The organism is Lentzea sp. JNUCC 0626 (assembly GCF_043632865.1).
Classification (GTDB): Bacteria; Actinomycetota; Actinomycetes; order Mycobacteriales; family Pseudonocardiaceae; genus Lentzea.
On record NZ_CP171635.1, the window covers coordinates 475,509 to 499,383 of the forward strand.

Annotated in this window: 22 protein-coding genes; 17 read left to right on the forward strand and 5 right to left on the reverse strand. The window is 68.7% G+C overall.

Annotation, left to right across the window (positions count from 1 at the left end; genetic code table 11):
* Nucleotides 1–10: 10 nt before the first annotated feature.
* From JNUCC0626_RS02310 to JNUCC0626_RS02335, 6 genes are all read left to right on the forward strand, one after another.
* Complete coding sequence (locus JNUCC0626_RS02310) at nt 11–826, forward strand: ABC transporter permease (RefSeq protein ID WP_394617956.1); 816 nt, start codon at nt 11–13, stop codon at nt 824–826.
* A 2-nt stretch (nt 827–828) separates the two neighbouring features.
* Nucleotides 829–1,836 (forward strand): ABC transporter substrate-binding protein, encoded by a 1,008-nt coding sequence (locus JNUCC0626_RS02315; protein ID WP_394621951.1) that lies wholly within the window; start codon nt 829–831, stop codon nt 1,834–1,836.
* A gap of 11 nt (nt 1,837–1,847) precedes the next feature.
* Nucleotides 1,848–2,645 (forward strand): ABC transporter ATP-binding protein, encoded by a 798-nt coding sequence (locus JNUCC0626_RS02320; RefSeq protein WP_394617957.1) that lies wholly within the window; start codon nt 1,848–1,850, stop codon nt 2,643–2,645.
* Between the two features lie 68 nt (nt 2,646–2,713).
* Nucleotides 2,714–5,587 carry a PQQ-dependent sugar dehydrogenase gene (locus JNUCC0626_RS02325; protein ID WP_394617958.1) on the forward strand — a complete coding sequence of 958 codons (2,874 nt, stop codon included), beginning with the start codon at nt 2,714–2,716 and terminating at the stop codon, nt 5,585–5,587.
* A 126-nt stretch (nt 5,588–5,713) separates the two neighbouring features.
* The gene (locus JNUCC0626_RS02330) at nt 5,714–7,747 is read left to right on the forward strand and encodes a PQQ-dependent sugar dehydrogenase (protein ID WP_394617959.1); all 2,034 of its coding nucleotides are present in this window, start codon (nt 5,714–5,716) and stop codon (nt 7,745–7,747) included.
* Nucleotides 7,747–8,667, forward strand: coding sequence for a hypothetical protein (locus JNUCC0626_RS02335; RefSeq protein ID WP_394617960.1), 921 nt, complete (start codon nt 7,747–7,749; stop codon nt 8,665–8,667). Before JNUCC0626_RS02330 ends, JNUCC0626_RS02335 begins: the two co-directional genes overlap by 1 nt.
* Here JNUCC0626_RS02335 and JNUCC0626_RS02340 read toward each other — a convergent pair.
* On the reverse strand, nt 8,664–9,224 hold the full coding sequence (locus JNUCC0626_RS02340; RefSeq protein ID WP_394617961.1) for a DUF4232 domain-containing protein: 561 nt from the start codon (nt 9,222–9,224) through the stop codon (nt 8,664–8,666). The genes JNUCC0626_RS02335 and JNUCC0626_RS02340 overlap by 4 nt on opposite strands.
* Nucleotides 9,225–9,313: 89 nt before the next feature.
* Entirely contained in the window at nt 9,314–10,489 is a 1,176-nt protein-coding gene (locus JNUCC0626_RS02345; protein ID WP_394617962.1) for an SGNH/GDSL hydrolase family protein, read from the reverse strand.
* Between the two features lie 67 nt (nt 10,490–10,556).
* Between JNUCC0626_RS02345 and JNUCC0626_RS02350 the strand changes: the two genes are divergently transcribed.
* Nucleotides 10,557–11,096, forward strand: a complete 540-nt coding sequence (locus JNUCC0626_RS02350; protein ID WP_394617963.1) for a class I SAM-dependent methyltransferase — start codon at nt 10,557–10,559, stop codon at nt 11,094–11,096.
* Between the two features lie 61 nt (nt 11,097–11,157).
* A complete protein-coding gene (locus tag JNUCC0626_RS02355; protein WP_394617964.1) occupies nt 11,158–12,861 on the forward strand; it encodes a hypothetical protein in 1,704 nt (567 codons plus the stop codon).
* A 13-nt stretch (nt 12,862–12,874) separates the two neighbouring features.
* Here JNUCC0626_RS02355 and JNUCC0626_RS02360 read toward each other — a convergent pair whose 3' ends face one another.
* A complete protein-coding gene (locus tag JNUCC0626_RS02360; protein ID WP_394617965.1) occupies nt 12,875–13,693 on the reverse strand; it encodes a LysR family transcriptional regulator in 819 nt (272 codons plus the stop codon).
* 83 nt (nt 13,694–13,776) lie between these two features.
* On the opposite strand from JNUCC0626_RS02360, the gene JNUCC0626_RS02365 reads away from it, so the two are divergent.
* Nucleotides 13,777–14,655, forward strand: coding sequence for an MBL fold metallo-hydrolase (locus JNUCC0626_RS02365; protein WP_394617966.1), 879 nt, complete (start codon nt 13,777–13,779; stop codon nt 14,653–14,655).
* On the opposite strand, the gene JNUCC0626_RS02370 is transcribed toward JNUCC0626_RS02365, so the two are convergent.
* A complete protein-coding gene (locus tag JNUCC0626_RS02370) occupies nt 14,652–15,002 on the reverse strand; it encodes an MmcQ/YjbR family DNA-binding protein (RefSeq protein ID WP_394617967.1) in 351 nt (116 codons plus the stop codon). The genes JNUCC0626_RS02365 and JNUCC0626_RS02370 overlap by 4 nt on opposite strands.
* Before the next feature lie 324 nt (nt 15,003–15,326).
* Here JNUCC0626_RS02370 and JNUCC0626_RS02375 point away from each other — a divergent pair, with 324 nt between their 5' ends.
* The 3 genes from JNUCC0626_RS02375 to JNUCC0626_RS02385 all read left to right on the forward strand — a co-directional run bounded on the left by JNUCC0626_RS02375 (nt 15,327) and on the right by JNUCC0626_RS02385 (nt 18,710).
* Nucleotides 15,327–16,061: a carbonic anhydrase family protein gene (locus tag JNUCC0626_RS02375; RefSeq protein ID WP_394617968.1), complete on the forward strand. Its 735-nt coding sequence runs from the start codon at nt 15,327–15,329 to the stop codon at nt 16,059–16,061.
* A 189-nt stretch (nt 16,062–16,250) separates the two neighbouring features.
* Nucleotides 16,251–17,462 carry an MFS transporter gene (locus JNUCC0626_RS02380; protein ID WP_394617969.1) on the forward strand — a complete coding sequence of 404 codons (1,212 nt, stop codon included), beginning with the start codon at nt 16,251–16,253 and terminating at the stop codon, nt 17,460–17,462.
* 21 nt (nt 17,463–17,483) lie between these two features.
* The gene (locus tag JNUCC0626_RS02385; RefSeq protein WP_394617970.1) at nt 17,484–18,710 is read left to right on the forward strand and encodes an MFS transporter; all 1,227 of its coding nucleotides are present in this window, start codon (nt 17,484–17,486) and stop codon (nt 18,708–18,710) included.
* On the opposite strand, the gene JNUCC0626_RS02390 is transcribed toward JNUCC0626_RS02385, so the two are convergent.
* Nucleotides 18,617–19,210: a DedA family protein gene (locus JNUCC0626_RS02390; protein ID WP_394617971.1), complete on the reverse strand. Its 594-nt coding sequence runs from the start codon at nt 19,208–19,210 to the stop codon at nt 18,617–18,619. The two genes, JNUCC0626_RS02385 and JNUCC0626_RS02390, sit on opposite strands and share 94 nt — an antisense overlap.
* 117 nt (nt 19,211–19,327) lie before the next feature.
* Here JNUCC0626_RS02390 and JNUCC0626_RS02395 point away from each other — a divergent pair, with 117 nt between their 5' ends.
* The 5 genes from JNUCC0626_RS02395 (at nt 19,328) to JNUCC0626_RS02415 (ending at nt 23,841) form a co-directional block, all read left to right on the forward strand.
* Nucleotides 19,328–19,861 (forward strand): DUF1453 domain-containing protein, encoded by a 534-nt coding sequence (locus JNUCC0626_RS02395; RefSeq protein WP_394617972.1) that lies wholly within the window; start codon nt 19,328–19,330, stop codon nt 19,859–19,861.
* Nucleotides 19,858–20,910 carry a sensor histidine kinase gene (locus tag JNUCC0626_RS02400; RefSeq protein ID WP_394617973.1) on the forward strand — a complete coding sequence of 351 codons (1,053 nt, stop codon included), beginning with the start codon at nt 19,858–19,860 and terminating at the stop codon, nt 20,908–20,910. Before JNUCC0626_RS02395 ends, JNUCC0626_RS02400 begins: the two co-directional genes overlap by 4 nt.
* On the forward strand, nt 20,907–21,530 hold the full coding sequence (locus tag JNUCC0626_RS02405; RefSeq protein WP_394617974.1) for a response regulator: 624 nt from the start codon (nt 20,907–20,909) through the stop codon (nt 21,528–21,530). The genes JNUCC0626_RS02400 and JNUCC0626_RS02405 overlap by 4 nt, the downstream gene beginning before the upstream one ends.
* Nucleotides 21,531–21,623: 93 nt before the next feature.
* Nucleotides 21,624–22,388: a hypothetical protein gene (locus JNUCC0626_RS02410; protein ID WP_394617975.1), complete on the forward strand. Its 765-nt coding sequence runs from the start codon at nt 21,624–21,626 to the stop codon at nt 22,386–22,388.
* A gap of 100 nt (nt 22,389–22,488) precedes the next feature.
* Nucleotides 22,489–23,841: a gamma-glutamyltransferase gene (locus JNUCC0626_RS02415; protein ID WP_394617976.1), complete on the forward strand. Its 1,353-nt coding sequence runs from the start codon at nt 22,489–22,491 to the stop codon at nt 23,839–23,841.
* Nucleotides 23,842–23,875 lie beyond the last annotated feature (34 nt).

Below are 23,875 nucleotides of genomic sequence, written 5' to 3' on the forward strand. Positions count from 1 at the left end.
AGGGAGCTTCGTGAGCACAGTTCCGGCAGACCGCTGGCGAGGTGTCGTGGAACGGACGTGGCGTCCGGCCGCGCTTCTTGCCGCGTGCCTCGCGATCTGGCACCTCATCACCGTCACCGGGATGGTCGAGGCCTACCTCGTGCCGTCGCCCGCCAAGACGTTCGGCCTGCTGGTCGACAAGTGGTCCTACCTCTCGGGTCACACCTGGGTGACCACGTACGAGACCATCCTCGGGTTCGTCATCGCGGGCGTGCTCGGCGTCCTGGTGGCGGTCGCCATGGTCTACTCGCGCACGATCGAGAGCACCGCCTACCCGATCCTGTTGTTCGCGCAGGTCATCCCGAAGATCGCGATCGCGCCGCTGTTCGTGGTGTGGCTCGGGTTCGGCTTCGAGCCCAAGGTGATCGTGGCCGTGCTGATGGCGTTCTTCCCCGTCGTGATCTCCACCGTCACCGGCCTGAAGTCGGTCGACACGGAGATGCTCGAACTCGCCGCCACGATGGGCGGCGGCCCGGTCAAGACGTTCGTGAAGATCCGCTTCCCGGCCGCGCTGCCGCACCTGTTCGCGGGGCTGAAGGTCGCCGTCACGCTCGCCGTGACCGGGGCCGTGGTCGGGGAGTTCGTGGGCTCCAACGAAGGCCTCGGGTACGTGATCCTGCAGGCCAACGGCAACATGGACACCCCGATGCTGTTCGCCGGCCTGATCGTCATCTCCGTGGTCGGCGTCGTGCTCTTCCTGCTGCTCGACCTCGCCGAAAAGCTGATGCTGCCGTGGCACGCCAGCCGGCGTGGCGCCGCCGTCACAACCCTTCTCGCGAAAGGCTGATGATGAAACGAGTGCTCGCAGGCCTGCTCCCGGCGATGCTGCTGATCACCGCCTGCGGTGGGGGAGGCGGTACGACGTCGAGCTCGGGCGGTGAGGCCAAGGACGTCACGCTGACCCTCAACTGGTACCCGTACGGCGAGCACGCGCCGTTCTACTACGGCGTGGCGCAAGGCATCTACGAGAAGCACGGCATCAAGCTCAAGATCCAGGCGGGCCAGGGCTCCGGCAAGACGGTCACCGCCACCGGCGCCGGGCAGACGGACTTCGGCTGGGCCGACACGTCCGCGCTCGCCACGGCCGTCGAGCAGGGCGTGCCGGCCAAGAGCATCGGCGTGTTCCTCCAGACCACGCCCGCGTCCGTGCAGTTCTTCACCGACAAGAACATCAAGAAGCCCGAGGACCTCAAGGGCAAGTCGGTCGCCACGACGGCGGGGGACGCGCTGACGAAGACGTTCCCGGCGTTCCTGAAGCAGAACGGCATGCAGGAGTCGGACGTCTCCATTCAGAACATCGACCCGGCGGGCAAGATGGCCGCCGTCATCTCGAACCGCACCGACGTGCTGCTCGGGTTCGCGTCCGACCAGGGGCCGACGATCAAGGAGAAGGCCGGCAAGGACGTCGGCTACCTGCGGTTCTCGGAGTTCGGCCTGAACTACTTCAGCAACGGGCTGCTCACCTCGAAGTCCATGCTGCAGAAGGATCCCGAGCTGGTGAAGAAGATGGTCGCGGCGACGCAGGAGGCGTGGGCGGCGGCCGAGAAGGCGCCGGAGGCCGCGGCCGAGTCGATGAAGGGCGCCGCGGAGCAGCTGCCGTCGCCGACGGTGGTGCTGGAGCAGTTCAAGACCACGCTCACGTTGCTGCACACCGACGCCACGAAGGGCAAGGCGCCGGGCGTGAACTCCGTGGAGGACTGGAAGAAGACCATCGACACCTTCCAGAAGACCGGCATCATCAAGGAAGCGTCGGAACCGTCGGCGTACTGGGAAGAAAGCGTTGCCCCGAAAGGATGAGCACAGCAGGGATGAGCATTGATATGACGGCCACCGCCACCTCCGCTGTCTCGATCAACGACGTCTCCGTGCGCTTCCAGTCGAAGCGCGCGGAGGTGACCGCGGTCGAACGGGTCTCGCTCGACGTCGCGCCGGGCGAGTTCGTGTCCATCGTCGGGCCGTCCGGCTGCGGCAAGTCGACGTTGCTGAAGCTGGTGTCCGGGCTGCTGAAGCCGTCGTCGGGCTCGGTGACGTTGCTCGGCTCGGAGGTGAACGGGCCGCGCCACGACATCGGGTTCGTGTTCCAGCGCGCCGCGTTGCTGGAGTGGCGGTCGGCGCGCAAGAACATTCTGTTGCAGGCCGAGATGCGCGGGATGAACGCGGCCGAGGCGGGCAGGCGGGCCGACGAGCTCATCGAGATGACGGGCTTGTCCGGGTTCGAGAACGCCCTGCCGCACGAGTTGTCCGGCGGCATGCAGCAGCGCGTGGCGTTGTGCCGGGCGTTGCTGCACCAGCCGCGCGTGCTGCTGATGGACGAGCCGTTCGGCGCGTTGGACGCGTTGACCCGCGAGCAGATGAACGTCGAGCTGCACCGGGTGTGGCGGGAGACCGGCACGACCGTGCTGCTCGTGACGCACTCGATCGCGGAGTCGGTGTACCTGGCGAACCGGGTGATCGTGCTGACGCGCAGGCCGGCCGTCGTGCACGAGGTCATCGACGTGGACCTGCCGGCCGAACGCGACTACTCGGCGACGATGGCGCGTCCCGAGTTCGCGTCGGCCACGGCCCGCATCCGCGACCTGCTCGGAGCCGTGACAGGTCAGGACTGAGCGCGTAGAGTCTGGCTCGCCGCCGCGTGGTAAGCGCTTTCCCAAGCCGATCCACGAGGTGGTGCGCGTTGAAACGATCGCTCTCGGTCCTGGCCGCGTTGGCCGTGGCGGCGGCCACCCTGGTACCTCAGGCGGCCGCCCAGCCCGGTCCCGTCCCCGACCCGCTGCCGAGCCCCGCACCGTCCGGAACGGGCGTGCGGCTGCAGGAGATCGCCCGGCTGCCGCAGTCGTCGACCACGCCGGCCGCCGGTGACAGCAGGCTCAACCAGTACAACCGGATCAACTACCTCGGCGAAATTCCGGACGGCTCCGGCAGGTTCTTCGTGCCGGACATGAACGGCAAGCTGTACACGCTGAGCGGGGGCGCGCAGCGCACGTACCTCGACGTGCGCGCGACCATCGGCGCGAACTTCCACAACCACCAGGGACTCGGCAGCGGGTTCGGGTTCGTCGCGTTCCACCCGCAGTTCGCCACGAACGGCAAGTTCTACACCGCGCACACCGAGGCCAAGGACGCGCTGAAGAACCGCAAACCCGACCTGCCGTCACCGAACTCCGTGGTGCACGGCGTGATCACCGAGTGGACGGCCTCCAACCCGAAAGCGGTCACTTTCTCCGGTACGCGACGGGAGCTGCTGCGCGTCGGGTTCGCCCAGTACCTGCACGGGTTCCAGGAGATCGGCTTCGGGCCGGACGGGCTGCAGTACCTGGCCGTCGGCGACGGCGGCATCGGGTACCGCTCGGACGTGCCACAGGACGTTTCGGTGCCGCAGGGCAAGATCCTGCGGATCGACCCGGCGGGATCGAACAGCGGCAACGGGAAGTACGGCATCCCGCCGTCGAACCCGTTCCTGGGCAGGCCCGGCGCGCTGGCCGAGCTGTACGCGATCGGCATGCGCGACCCGTACCGCTTCAGCTGGGACACCGGCGGCACCCGCAAGATGCTGCTCGGCCACATCGGCGAGAAGGTCGTCGAGTCGGTGTACGAGGTCAAGCCCGGCGCGAACCTCGGCTGGGGGCAACGGGAAGGCCACCTCTCCTACCGCCGCAACGACCCCAAGTGCCAGCTCTACCCGTTGCCGGCGGACGACGCGAAGTTCGGCTACACCTATCCGGTCGCGGGCTTCGACCACAACCGGCCGGGTGGTGGCTGCGGGGACAGCGGCAACGCGTTGATCGGCGGGTTCGTCTACCGCGGCAGCGCGATCCCTGCGTTGCAGGGCAAGTACGTCTACGGCGAGGGCGTGAAGGGCCTGCTGTACTACGCCGACGAACGCGACATGCGGGCCGGTGCGCCGATCGCGAAGACGTTCGAACTCGCGGTGTACGACGCGGCGGGCAACCGGACGACGATGAAGTCGTTGGCCGGCAAGAGCCGTGTCGACCTGCGGTTCGGCACGGACGCCGCCGGTGAGCTCTACGTGCTGGCCAAGGCCAACGGCAAGGTCTGGAAGGTCACCGGCACCGTCCAGACGGCGCAGGCCTGTGCCGGCGGCAGCGACGTCGTCAGCGACGTGACCCGGGCGGCCGACTGGAAGCCCGTCACGCCGTCGCGCTGGCGGTTCCCCGGCACCGAGGTCGTGCAGTCCAAGGCAGGGGCGGTGCGGCCAGGTCCGCGGCGCCCCAACGAGTACGCGGTCGTCACCAAGGGGCCCGCGTTCGGCAACGTCGTGGTGGACGCCCAGGTGCGGCTGGACACGCCGGTCTCGCAGAAGGACCGCGATGTCGTGATCGTGTTCGGGTACCAGTCCGACACCCGCTTCTACTACGCGCACCTGTCATCGGACAACAAGATCTACCCGCACAACGGCATCTTCCTGGTGGACAACGCCGACCGGGTGCGCATCGACGACCAGTGGAACGGCTCGGTCGGTGCCGCACCGGCGATTTCCGACATGAAGTGGCATCGCGTGCGCGTGACGCACTGCGCGGACACCGGGGCGATCGCCGTGCACGTGGACGGGTCGTCGCAGCCGTTGATGACCGCCACCGACACGACCCTGCGGTCCGGGCGCGTCGGGTTCGGGTCGTTCGACAACATCGGCCGCGTCGCCGACCTGCGGATCAGCGGAACGGCCGCCGGTGTGCGGGCGTCCGCTTCCGAGGTGTCGCCCGGCATCGCCGCGTCGGTCGTCAACCACTACGACTTCGAGCACCCGGCCGCCGACCCCGGCAAGGAGTCCGATCTCGGGCGGGACGGCTCGCGCACGCCGATCACGCTGGTCAACGGCGGCGCCGCGATGCGCGTGCAGGACGGCGCGTTCGCGGCCTCTCAGACGTCGCTCCAGCTCCGTCAGGTGCGGCCAGGGGTGCAGAGCAACGACGACTGGAAGGCGGGCGTGTACGGCTCGTCAGGGGTCGCGTCGATGAAGGCGTTCAGCAAGGCGCGCGGTATGTCGATCATGACCTGGGTGAAGATCACCGGCGAGGCGCCTGCTCGGAACACGTCCGGGTTCTACGGCGCGATCGGGTTCGCCGGAGTGCTTTCGGGTGATTCCGAGGGCCACGCCGCGCGGGCGTTGCTGGAGGCGGAGAACCACGACGGGGCGATGCGGCTGATCGCCTTGGGGCGGCGGCTCGACGGCGGTGACAAGCAGTTCTTCGTCGCCAAGGCGGACTGGAGGACGTTGCTGCCGCCGGGGAAGTGGGTGTTCCTCACGGGGACGTTCGACTTCGACAACGGCACGATCGGCCTGTACGTCGACGGTGCGCCGGTCGAGGGGTCGTACGCCGTTCGCGGTGATCCGTGGAAGATCGTCGGTGGGGCCGAACCGGACGTCACGTCCGCCGCTCTGCCGCGGGGCATCAAGATCGGCGGCAGCCACCCGCAGAACAACCGCGAGGCCAACGCCTGCAACTGCCGCCTGGACGGGCTGATGTTCCTGGACCGCGCGGTGACGGCGGACGAGGTGCGCGCTCAGTACGAGTGGGTGCGGCGGTAGAGGGGTTGTAACCACCTTATTAGCTGGGTAGATTCCGGTTGCCGCCGCGTTGGAAAGCGCTTTCCGCTGCCGTGCTGAACGGCCTGGCCCACAGGGTGGTGGGGGATGTACCGACGCTTATCTCGTTTGGCAGTCACAACATTCGTGCTCTCGGCGTTGTTCGTGCCGATCGCTTCGGCGCAGGCCGACGTGCCGATCGCCGACCCGTTGCCGACACCGGGCGCGTCCGGTGTCGGCCTGGAGCTGACCGAGGTGGCGCAGCTGCCGAAGTCGCAGCCCGTGCCGCCGCCGACCGACGCGAGGCTGGTGCGCTACAACAGGATCAACTACCTGGGTGAGGTGCCGGACGGCTCGGGACGGCTGTTCGTGCCCGACATGAACGGCAAGCTCTACCTGCTGGACAAGGGAGTCCAGCACGCGTACCTCGACCTGGGAGCCGTGGTCGGTCCCGACTTCCACACCCATCGCGGTCTGGGCAGCGGCTTCGGGTTCGCCGCGTTCCACCCGGACTTCAAGCGCAACGGCAAGTTCTACACCGTGCACACCGAAACCGGTTCCGCGCTGACGGACAAGAAGCCCGACCTGCCGTCGCCCGGTGCCGTGGTGCACGGCGTGGTCACCGAGTGGACCGCTGCCGACCCGCGTGCGGTCGTCTTCGCCGGTACCCGTCGCGAGCTGCTGCGCGTCGGGTTCGCGTCGTACATCCACGGGTTCCAGGAGATCGGCTTCAACCCGGCCGCGCGCTGGTGGGACGAGGACCACCGGCTGCTGTACATCGCTTCCGGTGACGGCGGCATCGGCGTTTCGACGACGGTGCCGCAGGACCTTTCAGTGCCGCAGGGCAAGATCCTGCGCATCGATCCCGCCGGTCGCAACGGCGTGAACGGCCAGTACGGCGTGCCGCGCGCGAACCCGTTCGTGCGCACCGCCGGCGCGTTGGGCGAGATCTACGCGTACGGCATGCGCGACCCGTACCGCTTCAGCTGGGACAAGATCACCGGCCGGATGTACATGGGCCACATCGGCGAGAAGGCCGTCGACGCGGTCTACGAGGTCCGCAAGGGCGCCAACCTGGGCTGGAGCGAACGCGAGGGCATCTGGGAGTACCGGCGCGGCGACCCGTCGTGCGGCGTGTTCCCGCTGCCCGCCGACGACGCCCGCTTCGGCTTCACCTACCCGGTGGCCGCGTTCGACCACAACCGCCTCTCCACCCAACGACCCTGCGCGGACAGCGGCAACGCGTTGATGGGCGGGTTCGTCTACCGCGGCTCGAAGATCCCTTCGTTGCGCGGCAAGTACATCTACGGCGAGGGCGTGAAGGGCCTGCTCTACTACGCCGACTCAGGTGAGATGCGCGCCGGCCGTCCGATGGCCACGTCGCGCGAGCTGATGGTGTACTCCGGCGGTCAGCTCACCACGATGAAGGACCTGGTGGGCGATCCGAACCGCGTCGACCTGCGGTTCGGCACGGACGCCGCCGGCGAGCTGTACGTGCTGGCCAAGGCGAACGGCAAGATCTGGAAGGTGACGGGCGCGCGCACCTTCGCGTCCTGCCGCTCCGGCCACGACTTCGTCGGTGGTGCCGTCAGTGCGCGCTCGTGGCAGCCGGTGACGCCTTCGCTGTGGCAGTTCCCGGGCCGCGAGGTAGTGCTGGCCGAGGCCGGAGTGGCCCGTCCGGGCCCGCGCCGCCCGTTCGAGTACGCGGTGCTGGCCAAGGGCCCGGAGTTCGGTTCCGTGCAGGTGGACGCGTCGGTGCGGCTCGACACCCCGGTGTCGGTGTCCAACCGGGACGTGATCATCGTGTTCGGCTACCGCTCGGACACCGAGTTCTACTACGCGCATCTCTCGCAGGACAACAAGATCTACCCGCACAACGGCATCTTCGTCGTGAACAACGCCGACCGGCTGCGCCTCGACCACCAGTGGGACGCCGTGCGTTCCGTCGGCGCCGCCCCGGCCGTCACGGACGAGGCGTGGCATCGCGTGCGGGTCAAGCACTGCGCCGACTCCGGCGAGATCGCCGTGTACATGGACGGCTCGCCGTACCCGTTGATGACGGCCGTGGACAAGACGTTCTCGTCCGGGCGCGTCGGCTTCGGCTCGTTCGACAACGTCGGCCGCCTGCGCGACCTGCGCGTGCAGGGCAAGGGGGTGCGGTGATGCGCGTGATCATGCTCGTGGCGGCCTTGCTCGTGGGCCTGGCCGCGCCCGCTCAGGCCACGTTCGGCACCGTGCTGCCGACTCTGTCGCGCAACCTGGTGTCGTACTACGACTTCGAGCACCCGGTGCGTGGCGATCTGGCTCTGGAACGCGACCGGGGCCGTTCCGGCACGTCGTTGCAGCTGATCAACGGCGGCGCCGAGATGCGCGTCCGGGACGGCGCCTTCCGGGGCAGCCGCACCTCGTTGCAGCTCAAGCAGATCAACCCTGACGTCGCCGGCAACGACGACTGGAAGGCAGGCCTCTACCGCGAAACCGGCGTGCCGACCCTGAAGGCGTTCAACGGCGCCCGCGAGGCGTCGATCCTGGGCTGGGTGAAGATGACGGGCCAGAACCCGGCCCCGAACTCCAACTCCGCCAACCCTTCCGACCTCTACGGCGCCATCGGCCTGGCGGGCGTGCTGACCGGCGACTCCAACGGCCACGCGGTCCGCGCACTGCTGGAACTCATCCAGGTGGACGGGAAGCTGAAACTCGTCGCCCTGGCTCGCCGGATCGACGGCGGCGAGTCCCAGACGTTCGCGGCCGCGGAGGACTGGCAGAAGCTGTTGCCGCAGAACGAATGGGTGTTCCTGGCCGCGACGTTCGACTTCGACACCGGCAAGATGGCTCTGTACCGCAACGGAAAGCCTCTGGCCGGTGCCTACGTCGTGGCAGGTGACCCGTGGCAACTGGAGGGCGACCCGGAACCCGACGTCGCCTCGGCCACGAACCCGCGCGGCTTCAAGATCGGCGGCAGCTACCCGCAGAACACCCGGGAGGGCAACGCCTGCAACTGCCGCATGGACAGCCTGATGTTCCTGGACCGCGCGGTGCGACCGTGGGAGGTGTCGCTGCAACACCGCCTGATGAAGGGCTAGTCGAACACCGTGACGCCCTGGGCGGCCGGCTGCATCGTCCCGACCTTGGCCTCGCTCACCTTGAGCTTGGACATGTCGGCGATCGGCTGGCCGTCCGTCCCGACGAACGTCACCTTGGCCGGCGTCATCCCGGGCAGTTCGGCCGTCATCTCGTTGAGGGCGAACGAATTGGCGTCGTCCATCTCGAACAGCACGCCCGCGAACGCCGTCTGCCCGGGCTGCAACGTGATCGACGGCCCCTCGCCCGGCACCAGCTTCTGCTCGACCGGGATGGCGGCGGGCTCGTTGGCCGGGTTGGTGAACGCGAGCTTCGGCCAGCCCTGGAACGTGATCGGCGCGCTGCCCTGGTTGGTGGCCGTGAGGAGCCCGAGCCCCGGCTTGCCCTGCATCGTCAGCTCGGCCTTGACCGCGGGCTTCTGCTTGTCACTGGACCCGCTGACAGGCGTGCTCGCCGAGGAGGGCGTGTCCGTCGCCTGGGTCGGCTGGGCCGCCGGGGACGACCCGCAGGCCGTGGTGGCGGCGGCCGCGAGGACGGCGGCGACGATCGTGAGACGCATGCGTGGACCCCTTACCGGTGGAACGTGTTGATCTCCATCGAATAGCCCGCGCAGGGGGTCCCGCAAACCTGAACCGCTCGATCGGGTGGTCAGAGAGTGGCGAGCTTCACCGCCTTCGCCATCGCCTCGAACCCCTTGTCCCCGGGATGCAGGTGATCCCCCTGGTCGTAGTCGGGCCGGATCCGCTGCGGATCGGCGGGATCCCGGATCACCGCGTCGAAGTCCACCACGGCGTCGAAGTCCCGGCTGGTGCGGATGAACGAGTTGACGGCCTGCCGCACCCCCTCCAGCTGTTCGGTGTAGCTGTTCCACCCCTTGAACGGCGTGATCGTCGCCCCCACCACCCGCAACCCACGGTCGTGCGCCCGAGCGGCGATCTGCTTCAACGCCGCGATGATCGGGGCCGGATCGGTCTGGTGCGGGGTCTGCTGGATGTCGTTGATGCCCTCGAACACGATCACAGTGCGCACCCCGGTCTGGGTCAGGACGTCGCGGTTCAGCCTGGCCAGGGCGTTCGGGCCGGCTGAACCGCCGTCGAGCAGGAGGCGGTTGCCGCTGATGCCCGCGTTCAGGACGCCGAGGCGGGAGTTCACGCGGTCGGCGAGTTGGTCCGGCCAGCGGAGGTTGGCGCCCCAGGTGGAGTTGGCGCCGTCGGTGATCGAGTCGCCGAGTGCCACGACGGCGCCCTGCAGGGTCGACGAGCGGACGTCCACGCCGGAGACGTAGTGCCAGGCCGTGGTGCGTTCGGGGTAGAAGGCGGCTGACTCCTCGGCGGTGACGTTGCCGGTGCGGTTGAAGTACGAGTTCTGCATCGTGAGGCTGTGGTGGGTGACCGGGCCGCCGGGGGTCGGCGTGAAGGTGCTGATCAGCAGGTCGGAGTCGGCCGGGACGATCAGGGCCACGCCGTCGCTCACCACGTCGGCGCCGGGCGGGGCGGTGATGGAGGAGGCGCCGCCGAACGTCAGGGTGCGCATCGTGCCGGGCAGGGCCAGCGGGGTGTCCGGGCCTGCCGCTCGGGCCACGGTGACCTGGCCGAACGTGATCGGCGTGCGGCCGTAGGCGTTGGAGAGGCGGACGCGGATCTCCTTGCCGCCCGCGCTGACGTGCACGATGTTGCGGATCGAGAAGTTCGGATAGCCGTTGTCGGTGCCGGGGACCGCGGACGACGGCGCGGTGGCCCAGGTGCCCACCCACCGCGGGGGTGCGGCGTGCGCGGGGGAGGCCGCCGCCACGAGCAACGCCACTGCCAGCAGAAAGCGCGTCATGCCTTCGACCTTGGCAGCGCTCTCACACGGGCGGTATCCGCCGATCTTCGGTTCTATGCTGAACGGCGTGTGGAACGGGGCGGAGTACCAGCGCAGATTCGACGCACTCGCCGAGTCGGGGATGGACGTGCACGGGGAGGCAACTTTCGTGCGCGCGTTCGGGCCGAGTTCGGTGCTCGACGCCGGGTGCGGGACCGGGCGGGTGGCGATCGAGCTCGCCCGGCACGGCATCGAGGTGGTCGGGGCGGACCTCGACGAGTCCATGCTGGACCACGCGCGCGAGCAGGCGCCGCAGCTCACGTGGGTGCGGTCCGACCTGGCCGAACTCGATCTGGGACGCACCTTCGACGTCGTCGTCATGGCGGGCAACGTGCCGTTGTTCACCCCGCCTGGGACGCAGGGCGCGCTCGTCGCGGGCGTCGCGAAACATGTCGGGAATGTGTTGATCGCCGGGTTCGGTCTGGGACGTGGCTACAGCCTCGAGGAATACGACGAGCATTGTGCGCAAGCTGGGCTCACGCTGGTCGAACGCTTCGCGACGTGGGACCGGAAACCCTTTGAGGGCGGCGATTACGCGGTGACGGTGAGTCGTCTCAACAGGTCCTGAGGCCTGGTCCTCTCCGCACTCCTCGCGGTAGATCTGGAACATCTACTAGCAGGGGGAGCACATGCGTTTAGTAGCAGCGATCGCCGCCACCGCACTGGTGATGAGCGGTCAGGGTGTCGTCGCCTCGGCGGCACCGGCGCCGGTCCAGCCGGACCCGTTGCTCTCGTGGTCGGAGAACCCCGGCCAGGTCGACGCGGGCACGCTGGCGCGGACGCGGGCGGCCAAGTCGCGTGCGCGGATCCTCGCCACGCCCACGCCCGGCCGGACCTACGTCGAACGGGAACCGGCGTCGGTGCGCGGCCGCAACGACGTGCCGGCGTCGGCCGAGGTCACGGGGTTCAGCAGCAACCCCAACGCGTTGATCACCGGCTCGTTGCTCGCGGACCCGACGCTGTCGGTGCTGCCCGAGTTCGCCGAGCCCAACGACTCGATCGCGACCGCGAGCAACACCGGCGTCGGCGTGCCCGCCCGCCGCGCGATGCGGACGACGGGCAGCATCACCGGCGCTGACCAGGACTTCTACCGCCTGCGCGGCTGGGGGAACACCCGGATCGCCACGCTCACGCCCGGCAGTGACCTCGACACCGTGCTGACGGTGTTCGACGCGGCGGGCCAGGAGATCGCGTCCAACGACAACGTCGGCGCCACCTACGACGCGAGCCTGGAGCTCGACCTCACCACGGGTGCCGAGTACTTCGTGCGCGTCACGGGCGGGCCCGGCGGTGCGTCCGGCACCTACGAGCTGACCATCGGCGCCGGGGAAGGCTTGGGAGACAAGGACTTCTACTCGGTGCAGCTCAAGGCGGGCGACGTGCTCGGCGCGTCCGTCACGGGGTCGGCGCGCAAGCTCGTCGTGCGCGACACCGCGGGCCGTGAGGTGCAGGGCTCGCGGCAGGACTTCTCGGTGGCGTACCCGCCGGCCAGCCCGCTGCCCGGTGGTGGCAACGCCGTCGTCGACTTCATCGCGCCGTCGGCCGGGCGCTACTACCTCGGCGTCGAGGACGGTGCGGGTCGCTACGACCTGACCGTGAAGGCGCTGCGGCCCGGTGTGGAGGCTGCTGGTCTCCAGACGGTGTTCGTGGACTTCAACGGTGCTCTGGTGGACACCGTGCCCTATGGCGGTGAGGGCGTGAAGTCGTTGTCTCCCATGACGAACTTCCTCGCCGCGTGGGGGCTCGGCTCGTCCGACGAGGACGCGGTGATCACGGCCGCGGTCGACACGCTCCGCGAGAACCTGGCGCTGGGCTCGAACGTGCGGATTCTCAACAGTCGCGACCACGCCGACCCGTGGGGGCAGCGCAACGTCAGCCGCCTGGTGATCGGTGGCACGGTCGCCGAGTCCGGTGTGGACACCGTGGCCATCGCGCAGAGCATCGACCCGGGCAACTTCGCGCACGAGGAGACCGCGCTGGTGCAGCTCGACCGGCTGAGCGCGCCGGCGGGCCCGTCCGTCTCGCTCAACACCTACATCACGCCGGCGAGCAACAAGACCTACTTCATCGGCCGGGCCCTCGGCAACATCGCGGCGCACGAGCTCGGCCACATGTCCGGGTCGTGGCACCAGCACCAGTTCAACGAGCACGACACGTTGATGGACCAGGGCGGCAACCCGCGGGCGATGTTCGCGGTCGGCGCTGACGGCGTCGGTGGCAACGCCGACGACATCGACATGGACTTCGGCGAGGACGTCTTCGTGCCGAACGAGGGCTTCACCGGGGTCGAGGACGCGGCGAACCGCACGAACTGGGGTTACAGCCGGGGTTAGTTCGGGGGTTGTTTCACGGCTGGTAGGCGCGGCTCGCTGACTCGACGAACGACCGGGTCAGCGGGTCGTCCTTGATCCACGCGATCACGACGGGGCTGGGCGCCATGTCGGCGAGCGGCACCGTGACGAGTTCGCCGAGATCGTGCCCGAGTGGGGCCAGGCCCACGGAACCGTTCCACAGCACGGACTGCACGCACTCCTGGACGGCCCTGACCGTGGGGCCGGTGCGTGCTTTCCCGCCGTTCCAGTAGTTCTGCCAGATCTCGTCGGTGCCCGTGGGGAACTGGAACCAGTCGCGGCCGTCGAGGTCGGCGGTGGTGATCTGGGTTCGTGCGGCCAGCGGGTCGTCCGATCTGAGCACCGCGCCCACCGGATCCTCTTTGAGGACAAGGGTTTTCAGGCCTCGGTCGTCGAACGGGCCGCGGGTCAGGGCGACGTCGACGTGGCCTGCGCGCAGGCCGCAGGTCGGATCGGTCAGGTCCGTTTCGCGGACGCGGATCTCGACGTCCGGGTGGGTCCTGCGGAACGCCTCCGCCAGGTGCGGGCCGTGGTCGCCCAGCATGCCGACGGTGATCGTTCTTCTGGCGAGCTTGGCGCGGATGCGGTCGGCGTGCTCCAGCAACGCCCTGGCCTCCTCGAGCAGCGTGTGGCCCGCGTCGGTGAGCGTGACCCCGGCGGGGGAGCGGACCAGCAGCGTCGTGCCGAGGTCGTGCTCCAGGTGCTTGATCGCGCGGCTCAGCGGCGGCTGGCTCAGGTGCAGTCGCCGTGCGGCCCGGCCGAAGTGGCGTTCCTCGGCGACCGCGACGAAGTAGCGCAGCGTCCGCAGCTCCATGACCAGGCACGATACTCGCTCGGTATCGGGCGTGCGCAGTTGGTCTTGGACGTGGGGTGTCGGGTGGGGGTTCGGTTGGGGTTATGAACCTTCCTGATCCAGTCGTCCAGGTCTCGGGCGCCGTCGAGGTGGCGTCCGAGGTGCTGGTGATCCCCAACTCGGGTGCGGGCCTGGTGCCCAACATCGGGGTCGTCGGCGGCCGTGAGGCGGTGCTCGTGGTGGACACGGGGCTCGGCCTCGCCAACGCCTCGGCCGTGCGCGAGTTCGCCGCGGAGTTCGCTCGCGGTCGGCGGGTGTACCTGACCACGACGCACTTCCACCCAGAGCACGCGTTCGGTGCTTCCGTCTTCGCCGAGTACCTGGTGAACTCCGCGCAGGCGGATGACCTGCGCCGCAAGGGTTCCGGCTACCTGGAGATGTTCCGCGGGTTCGGCGGGCACGTGACGGCGCGGCTGGTTGACGTGACGTTGCCGGTGCCGGACGAGGTGTACGACGGCGTGCGCGCACTGGACCTCGGCGGCCGGACCGTCCTGTTGCGGCCGACCGGGCGCGGGCACACCTTGGGGGACCAGGTGGTCGAGGTTCCCGACGCCGGTGTGCTGTTCACCGGCGACCTGGCCGAGACCGGGCAGTTCGCGATCTTCCCGTGGTTCCCGCCGCACGACACCGACGTGTCCGGGGTGGCGTGGATCAGCGTGCTGGACTCCTTGATCGCCGGTGCGCCGCACATCGTCGTCCCAGGTCACGGGACGGTGGGTGACGTGGGGGTACTGCAGGGGGTACACGCCTACCTCCGCGAGTTGCGCGACGAGACGTGGCGGCGCAGGGACTCCGCGATGGCCGTGGAGGAGATCGAGGCCGAGGTGCGGTCGGTGCTGCTCGCGCGGCACCCGTCGTGGACCGGTCAGGAGTGGATCGAGCCCGGCGTGCGTTGTCTATGCAGTGACTTCAGTGTTGACTAAAGATAGGCCTCGCCGAGGCGCTCGCGGATGAGCTTCTTGGGCACGCACATGGCCCAGGCGCCTTGGACGAGCTCGGTCATCTCCTCGACGTCCAGTTCGGCCATCGAGGCGTGCACCCACTGGAAGCGCATGTCGGACTCGCTGGGAAAGGCGAACTTGACGGGGTCGCTCGCGACGAGCGCCTCCCGTTCCTCGCGGGGGTAGCCGAAGCCGAGCACGGTCTCGTCGCGGGACAGGGCCGCGTAGACGATCTGGCCGACGCGGAACTTCACGCGGTCGCGAATGAGGTGCTCGGTGGTGCGCGGCAGCGTCTTCGCCACAGCGCGAATGTCGTCCACGGTGACCATCCGCTCATCCTGCCCCATCCGTCGTGTTCGCGGAGTTACTTCAGGCAAATTCGGCAAATCACCCTGAATCGGACAATGGTGATCAAGAACGGCGCCGTTCATCAATTTCCCGGTTGTCTCAATTCGAATTTGCGTGCTCAACGAACTTGCCCGAATCGGCGCTCGCCCATACCTGTTTCGTCGCCCGTGACCTGCGAAGACCAACGTCCGGGCGCTGAATCAGTTCAGTCTTGTCCCGAATGGAACGCCGGGAATAATTCCGGCTGATGAGAGCGCGACCACACTCCTCTCCCCATTTCACCCGATCGGGTGAAAAGTGACGTTATGAACCTCAAGCGGTCCCTCCCTGCGCTTCTTCCGCTCGTGCTCACCGCGACGTTCTTCGCGTCCGGTGCGGCCGAGTCGGCGACGCCGAAGCAGAGTCCCGTCAACGTCACGCCGAACGCGATCCGGTTCGACCCGCACGCACCGAAGCTCGACGTTTCGTACGGCGAATCCGCGCTGGAGCTGAAGTACATCCGCAAGGACGCGGACAAGGACAACGGCTGCACCACCCGCGACCACGAGGAAACCGAAGAGGCCGAGGTAGAACCCGGCGCCGGCCACGTGACCGTGGCGGGCACCAGATACGACCTGGTCCAGTTCCACTTCCACACGCCGTCCGAGCACGCCTTCGGCGGCCGCCACACCCCGCTCGAAATGCACCTCGTCCACCGCAGCGCCGCCGGCAAGCTCCTCGTCGTGGGCGTCCCGCTGGTCGTGGGCGGCCACTCGGTCGTCGACGACGTGCTCGCCAAGCTCTCCCCGGAGTGCGGCGCGCCGGTCGACATCGAGCCGATCAACCTCAACCGCCTGCTGCCCGCAGGCCACCACACGCTGCACTACACGGGCTCGCTGACCACGGCCCCGTTCACTGAGGGCGTCGAGTGGTACCTCACCGGCGAGCAGCACGTGACGGCGGCGACCATCGCCCGCTTCAAGGGCCTGTTCACCGCGGGCAACGCCCGCGCGACGCAGCCGCTCAACGGCCGCACGTTCGTGGACGTGCCGCGGATCTGAGTTCGGGTTGAGGGAAGGCCGGTCCCGGTTGGGGCCGGCCTTTCGTCGTGTTCGGGGGATGGGTGGGGTTGTGGGTGGGGGCCGAGGCGGAGCGTGACCGGCTTCACCGATTCAGGAGGTGCGTGCAAATGCCCGCGTGTGCAACTATTGCTGGCGCGGACAACCTACGACTTCAAGGATTGTGTGACCATGCCTGTCGCTCTGCTCGCCCTCGCGATCAGCGCCTTCGCCATCGGCACGACCGAGTTCGTGATCATGGGACTGTTGCCGGAGGTGGCTGCTGACCTCGGCGTGACCATCCCCGGCGCGGGACTGTTGATCTCCGGCTACGCCTTGGGCGTGGTGGTCGGTGCGCCGTTGCTGACCGTCCTCGGCGGGCGGCTGCCGCGGAAGAAGATGCTGGCCGGGTTGATGGTGCTGTTCATCGCGGGGAACCTGGTGTCGGCGCTCGCGGACACGTACGGCGTGTTGATGAGCGGGCGGGTCGTGGCGGCGCTGGCGCACGGGGCGTTCTTCGGGGTCGGGTCGGTGGTGGCTGCTGACCTCGTTGCGCCGCAACGCAGAGCCAGTGCGATCGCGTTGATGTTCACCGGGTTGACGGTGGCCAACGTGCTCGGTGTGCCGATGGGGACGGCGCTGGGGCAGGCGTTGGGGTGGCGGTCGACGTTCTGGGCCGTGACGGCGCTGGGTGTGATCGGGTTGCTGGGGATCTTGTTCCTGGTGCCGCAGCAGCAGGCCCAGGAGAGCAGTCTGCGCAGTGAGCTGAAGGTGTTCCGGAACCCGCAGGTGTGGCTGGCGCTGCTGATGACGGCGTTCGGGTTTGCGGGGGTGTTCGCGTCGTTCACCTACATCGCGCCGATGATGACCGAGGTGGCCGGGTTCTCGAGTGGGGCGGTCACGTGGTTGCTGGTGTTGTTCGGGGTCGGGTTGTTCGCGGGCAACCTGCTCGGTGGCAAGGCCGCTGACCGCAGCGTCATGAAGAGCGTGATCGTGATCCTGACGGCCTTGGCGGCGATCTTGACGGCGTTCGTGTTCACGGCGCACTCGCCGGTGTTGGCGGCGGTGACGATCGTGTTGTTCGGAGCGGCCGGGTTCGCGACGGTGCCGCCGTTGCAGATGCGGGTCATGCAGACCGCTGAAGGGGCGCCGGCGTTGGCCAGTGCGGCGAACATCGCGGCGTTCAACCTCGGGAACGCCGGTGGGGCCTGGCTCGGCGGGCTCGCCATCGAGCGGGGGCTCGGGTACACGGCGCCGAACTGGATCGGGGCGCTGCTCGCGGTGGGTGGTCTCATCATCGCTCTGGGGTCGGTATTCCTGGAGCGGCGTGTGAGGATCGGCACCAGGTCAGGGGCTTCTGAAGCGCGTCAGAAGGACCGTAAAATCGATGCAGTAGCTAACTAGCTGACTAGCCATGGGGAAGCCTTGAACACCACGCGCGCCATGACCGCGCTCGCCCTCGGCGGGTTCGGCATCGGGACGACCGAGTTCGCGACGATGGGGTTGCTGCCGCAGATCGCGGAGACGTTCGGCATTCCCGACTACGAGGCCGGGCACGCGATCAGCCTCTACGCCGCCGGCGTGGTCGTCGGGGCGCCGCTGATCGCGGTGCTCGGGGCCAAGTTGCCGCGCAAGGGCATGTTGATCGGGCTCATGCTGGCGGTGGCGCTCGGCAACGGGTTGTCGGCGATCGCGCAGGACAAGACGCTTCTTCTTATCGCCCGCTTTGTGGCTGGACTGCCGCACGGCGCGTTCTTCGGCATCGCGGCGGTTGTCGCCGCCACGCTCGTTGCTCCCGAACGGCGCGGAACGGCTGTTGCGCGCGTGATGGTCGGTCTGACCGTGGCGAACCTTGTGGGCGTGCCGTTGGCAACGGCGGCGGGGCAGCAGATCGGGTGGCGCACGGCGTACCTGGCGGTCGCGGTGATCGCGGTCATCACGGCGTTGGCCATCAGTGCCTGGGTGCCGCGGGTGCCCAAGGTCGAGGGCGCGTCGATGCAGGGCGAGGTCCGCGCGTTCGGCCGGCCCACGGTGTGGTTCGCGATCTTCACCGGCATGATCGGTTTCGGCGGCATGTTCGCCGTCTACTCCTACGTGGCGCCGCTGACGACCGAGGTCGCGGGGCTGTCGTCGAGCGTGGTGCCGTGGATCCTCGCGGTGTTCGGGCTCGGCATGACGCTCGGCGCGGCCTTCGGCGGACGGTTCGTCGACCGGTCCGTGACGGGCTCGGTGTTCGGCGGACTGATCGCGGTCACCGTGATCCTCGTGCTGTTCGGGTTGCTCGCGGCCATCCCGGTGTTCCTGTTCGTCTTCCTGTTCCTGCTGGGCTTCACCGTGCAGATCCTCGCCGCGGCCCTGCAGATCAAGCTGATGGACGCCTCGCCGGACGCGCCGTCGCTCGCCGCCTCGTCCAACCACTCGTCGCTCAACGTCGCGAACGGCGCCGGCGCGTGGCTCGGCGGGCTCGCCATCGCGGCGGGCTGGGGTTACACCTCCACCGCCTGGGTGGGTGTCGGCCTGTCGCTCGCGGGCCTCGCGATCGCGGGCGCGGCGCTGGTCTACGAACGGCGCTCCCTGACGCGCGCCACCACGAACCAGGCGACGCTGATGGCCAGCACCGCGAGCACGCCGGTCGAGACCCAGCCCAGGTAGCGGTCGACGAGTTCGTAGTTGTCGCCGAGCGCGTACCCGGCGAGGATCAGCGCGGTGTTCCAGACGAGGCTGCCCGCCGCGGTGTAGAGCGTGAACTTCACGATCGGCATCCCGGACACCCCGGCGGGGATGGAGATCAGACTCCGCACCACCGGCACCATCCGGCCGAAGAACACGGCCTTGTTGCCGTGCTTGTCGAACCACGCGTCGGACTTGTCCACATCGGACGCCGACGTGAACGGGATCTTGTCCGCGACCTTCCGCAGCCGCTCCAGCCCGAGCCACGCGCCCAGCCCGTAGAGCACCAATGCGCCGACGACCGAGCCCGCCGTCGTCCACAGGATCGCGGCGACCAGCGAGATCTTGCCCTGGCCCGCGGTGAACCCGGCCAGCGGCAGGATCACCTCGCTCGGCACGGGCGGGAACACGTTCTCCAGCGCGACCGCGAGGCCCGCGCCGGGCGAGCCGAGTGCCTCCATCAGGCGGGTGATCCAGTCCATGTTCGTCGAATTACCCGTTTTGCCCCGCATCTCAACCTGGGGGTGGAGACGGATCTCCACCCTGGCTACAGCGCTGGGTCCACGCGCTGACCTGCGGAAATTCCTAACGTTGTCGGCATGAACGCAACCGCAGAGATCGTCCTCATCGCCGCCGCGATCATCTACGTGCTGGCCCGCCGGCTGATGGGTGAACCCGCCGTCGGCAAGCGCCTGCTGCTGCTCCCGGTGATCCTCGGCGTCATCGGCCTGACCCAGACCACACCGAACGGCCTGGGGTTCCTGCTGGTCAGCATCGTGCTGAGCGTCGCGTTCGGAGTGTTGCGCGGACTCACGATCCGCACCTACGAGCAGAACGGCATCGTGATGGTCCGCTACACCGCCACGACCGTCGCGCTGTGGGTGGCGAGCATCGCCGCACGGTTCGCCCTGGTGTTCCTGCTCGCCCCCAGCGGTGCGCAGAGCAACGGCCTGATGCTCGTCGTCGGCGCCGGCCTGCTGGCCGAGGGCCTGGTCGTGATGTCGAAGGCCGTGCGGGTGGGCGGCCAGGTCGTGTGGGCGAAGGGGCGCAACGGAGCGCCGCACCGCACCTCGCCGCTGCTGGACTCCTGGCAGGAGAAGGTCCGCGAGACCCGGCATGATTCGACTCGATGAAGCTCGCTGACGAGATGTTCCGGCCGTTGGCCACGCTGGTGCTCGCCTCGGTCACGGCGATCCAGGTGGCGACCCGTCCGCCCTCGCTACCCGCCCTGACCTGGACCGTGACCGCCGTGGTGATCGCCGCGGCGGTCACCTCCGTGTTCGCGCTCGACCGGCTCCCCGACCGCGGCCAGATCGCGGTCGTCGGAGTGTTCGTGCTGGCCGCCGCGCCGTTGTTCGCGCTCGCGCCGTCGACGGCCGGAGTCGCGTTCGTCTTCCTCGCGACCGGCACGGCCGGGCGTCAGCTCGAGTCGCGGCACGCCTCGGTGGCGCTGGCCGTGGGCGGCGCGGTGCTCGCGATGATCTCGACGTGGGTGGCCGAGGCGCTCGGAGCCACCGTGGTTCCACCGTGGTGGCTCGGCCTCACCGCCGGGCTTCCCGTGTACTTCGGCCTGGTCCGCCGCGACCGCGTCGCCGCCCAGGCCGCCGCCGAGTACACGGCGGTGCTGGAGGAACGCGGCCGCATCGCGCGCGAGATCCACGACGTCGTCGGGCACTCGCTGTCGGGGATCGCCGTGCAGCTCGACATGGCTGATGCACTGCACGGCGCGGGCAAGTCCGCGGAGGCCAACGAAGCCGTGCTGCGGGCACGGGCGTTGGCGGTGTCGGGTCTGAAGGAGACGCGACGGGCCGTGCACGCGCTACGAGAGAGCACGTTGCCGTTGACGGAATCGATCGCACGGCTGGCGGAGACTCATGGAGCCACGTTCCGCAGCACGGGGGAGGGGCCGGTGAGCGTGGAGATCGCGCAGACGGTGATCCGGGCGGCGCAGGAGGCGTTGACGAACGCCCACAAGCACGCGCCAGGGTCAGCGGTGGTGGTGGAGTTGGAGTACGCGCCGACGATGGTGAAGTTGACGGTGACTGACAACGGCACGAACGACGCACAAGGCAGTGGCATGGGTCTGGCGGGAATGCGAGAACGCGCGGAACTCCTGGGCGGCAAGCTCTTCGCCGGCCCGGAAGGTCCAGGGTGGACGGTCAGGATGGAGCTGCCCCGATGATCAGGCTGTTGATCGTGGACGACCAGGCCGCCGTGCGCGACGGCCTCGCCGTCATGCTCGACCTCGACCCGGACATCACCGTCGTCGGCACCGCGCCCAACGGCCAGGACGCCATCGCGAAGGTCGGGGAACTGGCCCCAGAGGTCGTGCTGATGGACCTCAACATGCCGATCATGGGCGGAGCCGAGGCCACCAGGCACCTGAGGCAGTCACATCCAGACCTGCCGGTCGTCGTGCTGACGACGTTCGACGACGACGAGTCGATCTTGGAGGCGCTCCAGGCCGGGGCACGCGGTTACCTGACCAAGGACGCCGACCGGGGAACGATCATCCAGGCCGTCAAGAGCGCCCACGCCGGCAACGCGATCCTCGACCCCGCCGTGCAGCTGAGGCTGCTCGACCTCGCGAGCCGCCGGCCGGCCGCCGACCCCGGCCTCGACCTCACCGCCCGCGAACGCGAGGTGCTCGACCTCATCGGCCAGGGCCTGCGCAACGGCGAGATCGCCAGGAAGCTCTTCATCAGCGAGGCGACGGTGAAAACCCACATCAACAACCTGTTCGCCAAGGCCGGGCTGCACTCGCGGGCGGACGCGGTCAGGCTCGCCCTCAAGCTCCGATGACTGCGAGTCATTCATAGGCATTTTGCCTGACTTTGATTGACAGTCCTGGTGGAGACCTCCTACCTTCGGTGGTGCCGCCAGGAAGGAAGCACGATGAAAATCGCACTGACGGCCGCCGCGCTGATGCTGGTCGCCGTCACTCCCGCGAGCGCGGCGCCCGCGTGGAGCCCCGACCCCGCGAAGGACGGCCTCAAGGCGTTCGAAGGCATCGAGGCCGACCGCGGCAACAAGTTCCCCGACCGTAAGGGCGAGTACGTCGTCGTCCAGGGCGACACCTACCGGTTCAACATCTGGAAGAACGACCGCGACACCACCGGCGGCGGCGACCGCCAGCGCACCGAGTCCAAGGGCATGGTGTCCGGTGGCAACGCGCTGAAGATGAAGAACGGCGAGACGTGGGTCATCTCGTACGAGATGTACATGCCGTCGTCGTTGCACGGCACGAGCAAGTTCACGCACATCTTCCAAACCAAGACGCCCGAGACCAACGGTGGCCCGTGGACGACGTTGTCCCTGAGCCGCAGCGGTAACACCGAAACGATCCGAGCGCGCGCGTTCAGCACTGACGGCGCACCGGACATCGCCGCGACGAACCTGGCCCCTTTGCGCGACAAGTGGGTCACGGTCGAATGGACGATCACGCCCGGTTCCAGCGGCACGGTCGGTTTCGTGCTCCGCAACGGCACGGGTGCTAACGCGCCGATCGCGGTGCAGGGCAAGCGAAGTGGCGTGAAGATCCCGGACGAAGGCGACTACGTGCGGCCGAAGTGGGGCATCTACCGCTCGGTCGAGAGCGCTTCCTCGGACATCCTCGACACGTACCTGAGCTTCCGGAACTACTCGGCCACGAAGAAGTAGGACCCCAAGAAGTAGGACGCCAAGCAATAGGAACCAGCCGGGTGGCCCGCCGTTCGCGACCAGGTCTACCGTGGAACGCCTTCACTTCTGGAGGTCGACGGTGCGAGGCGCGATCGCGGCGGGCCACCCGCTCACCGCACAGGCGGGCGCGGCGATGCTGCGCGCCGGGGGCAACGCCGTGGACGCGGCCGTGGCGGCGATGCTCACGTCGTGCGTCACCGAACCACTGCTCACCGGTCTGGGCTCGGCCGGGTACATGATGATCGCCCCGGCCGGGGAAACCCCTGTGCTGCTGGACTTCTCGGCGGTCGCGCCAGGTAACGGCAAGCAGGGACCCAGGGCGCCGCTCGACCCCATCACCGTCCACTTCGGTGACGCCGAGCAGGAATTCCACGTGGGACCGTCGTCGGTGGCTGCCTACGGAATGCCCGCCGGTGCCGCGAAAGCCGCCACTCACGGCCGCGCGCCACTAGACGAACTCGTGGCCACAGCGGCGATGCATGCCCGCAAAGGCCATCGGGTCAACCGCTACCAGGCGTACGTGACGACGTTGCTGCTGCCGCTCGCCCGCAGCGCGGGCCTCACCGCGCTGGAGGAGGGCGAACTCCTCGTCCAGCCCGAACTCGCCGAAGCCCTCGACCGGCTCGGCAGCGACGGCGCCACCCCGTTCTACGACGGCGACATCGCGACCGCGATCACCGACTGGATCCAAAGCCAGGGCGGCGACCTCACGCGCCAAGACCTCAGGACGTACGAGGCCATCGAACGAGAACCGCTGCACGTGCGGCATCGTGGCCGTGACATCCACACGAACCCACCACCTGCTGCGGGCGGTGCGTTGCTCACGCAGATGCTCGAGGCGTTGCCGGACAACCCGTCGCAGCAGGACCTGATCCGCGCGCTCGCCACCCCGAAGACGCACCTGAACCGCCTCGGCTCCACCACGCACATCTCCGTGCTCGACGCGGACGGCACGGCGTGCAGCGTCACCACCACGAACGGCGCGGGCTCCGGCATCTCGATCGCGGGCGTGCACCTCAACAACATGATGGGCGAGGAGGACCTGTCGCCGGACGGGTTCTTCAGCCACGCGCCGGGCGACCGGCTGCCGTCGATGATGGCGCCGACCGTCGTGACGCACCACGGCCGCACCGAACTCGTGCTCGGCAGCGCCGGGTCGAGCCGGATCTGCGGCGCGATCCTGCAGGTGCTGGTGAACGTCCTCGACCGCGGCATGCCCGCCCAGGACGCCGTCGACGCACCGCGCCTGCACCTGAGCGGGGACCACCTCCACGTCGAACCGGGAATCAAACCGGAAAGCGAGCTGCCGGTCACCCGGTTCCGCGCGCCGAACATGTTCTTCGGCGGCTGCCAGGTGGTCGAAATGACCGGATCGGGCCTGCTCAGAGGTGGTGCGGATCACCGCCGGGACGGTGCGATCGTCATCGCGTGAGATGTTGACCGCATCATGGGATATCTAGTTTCCT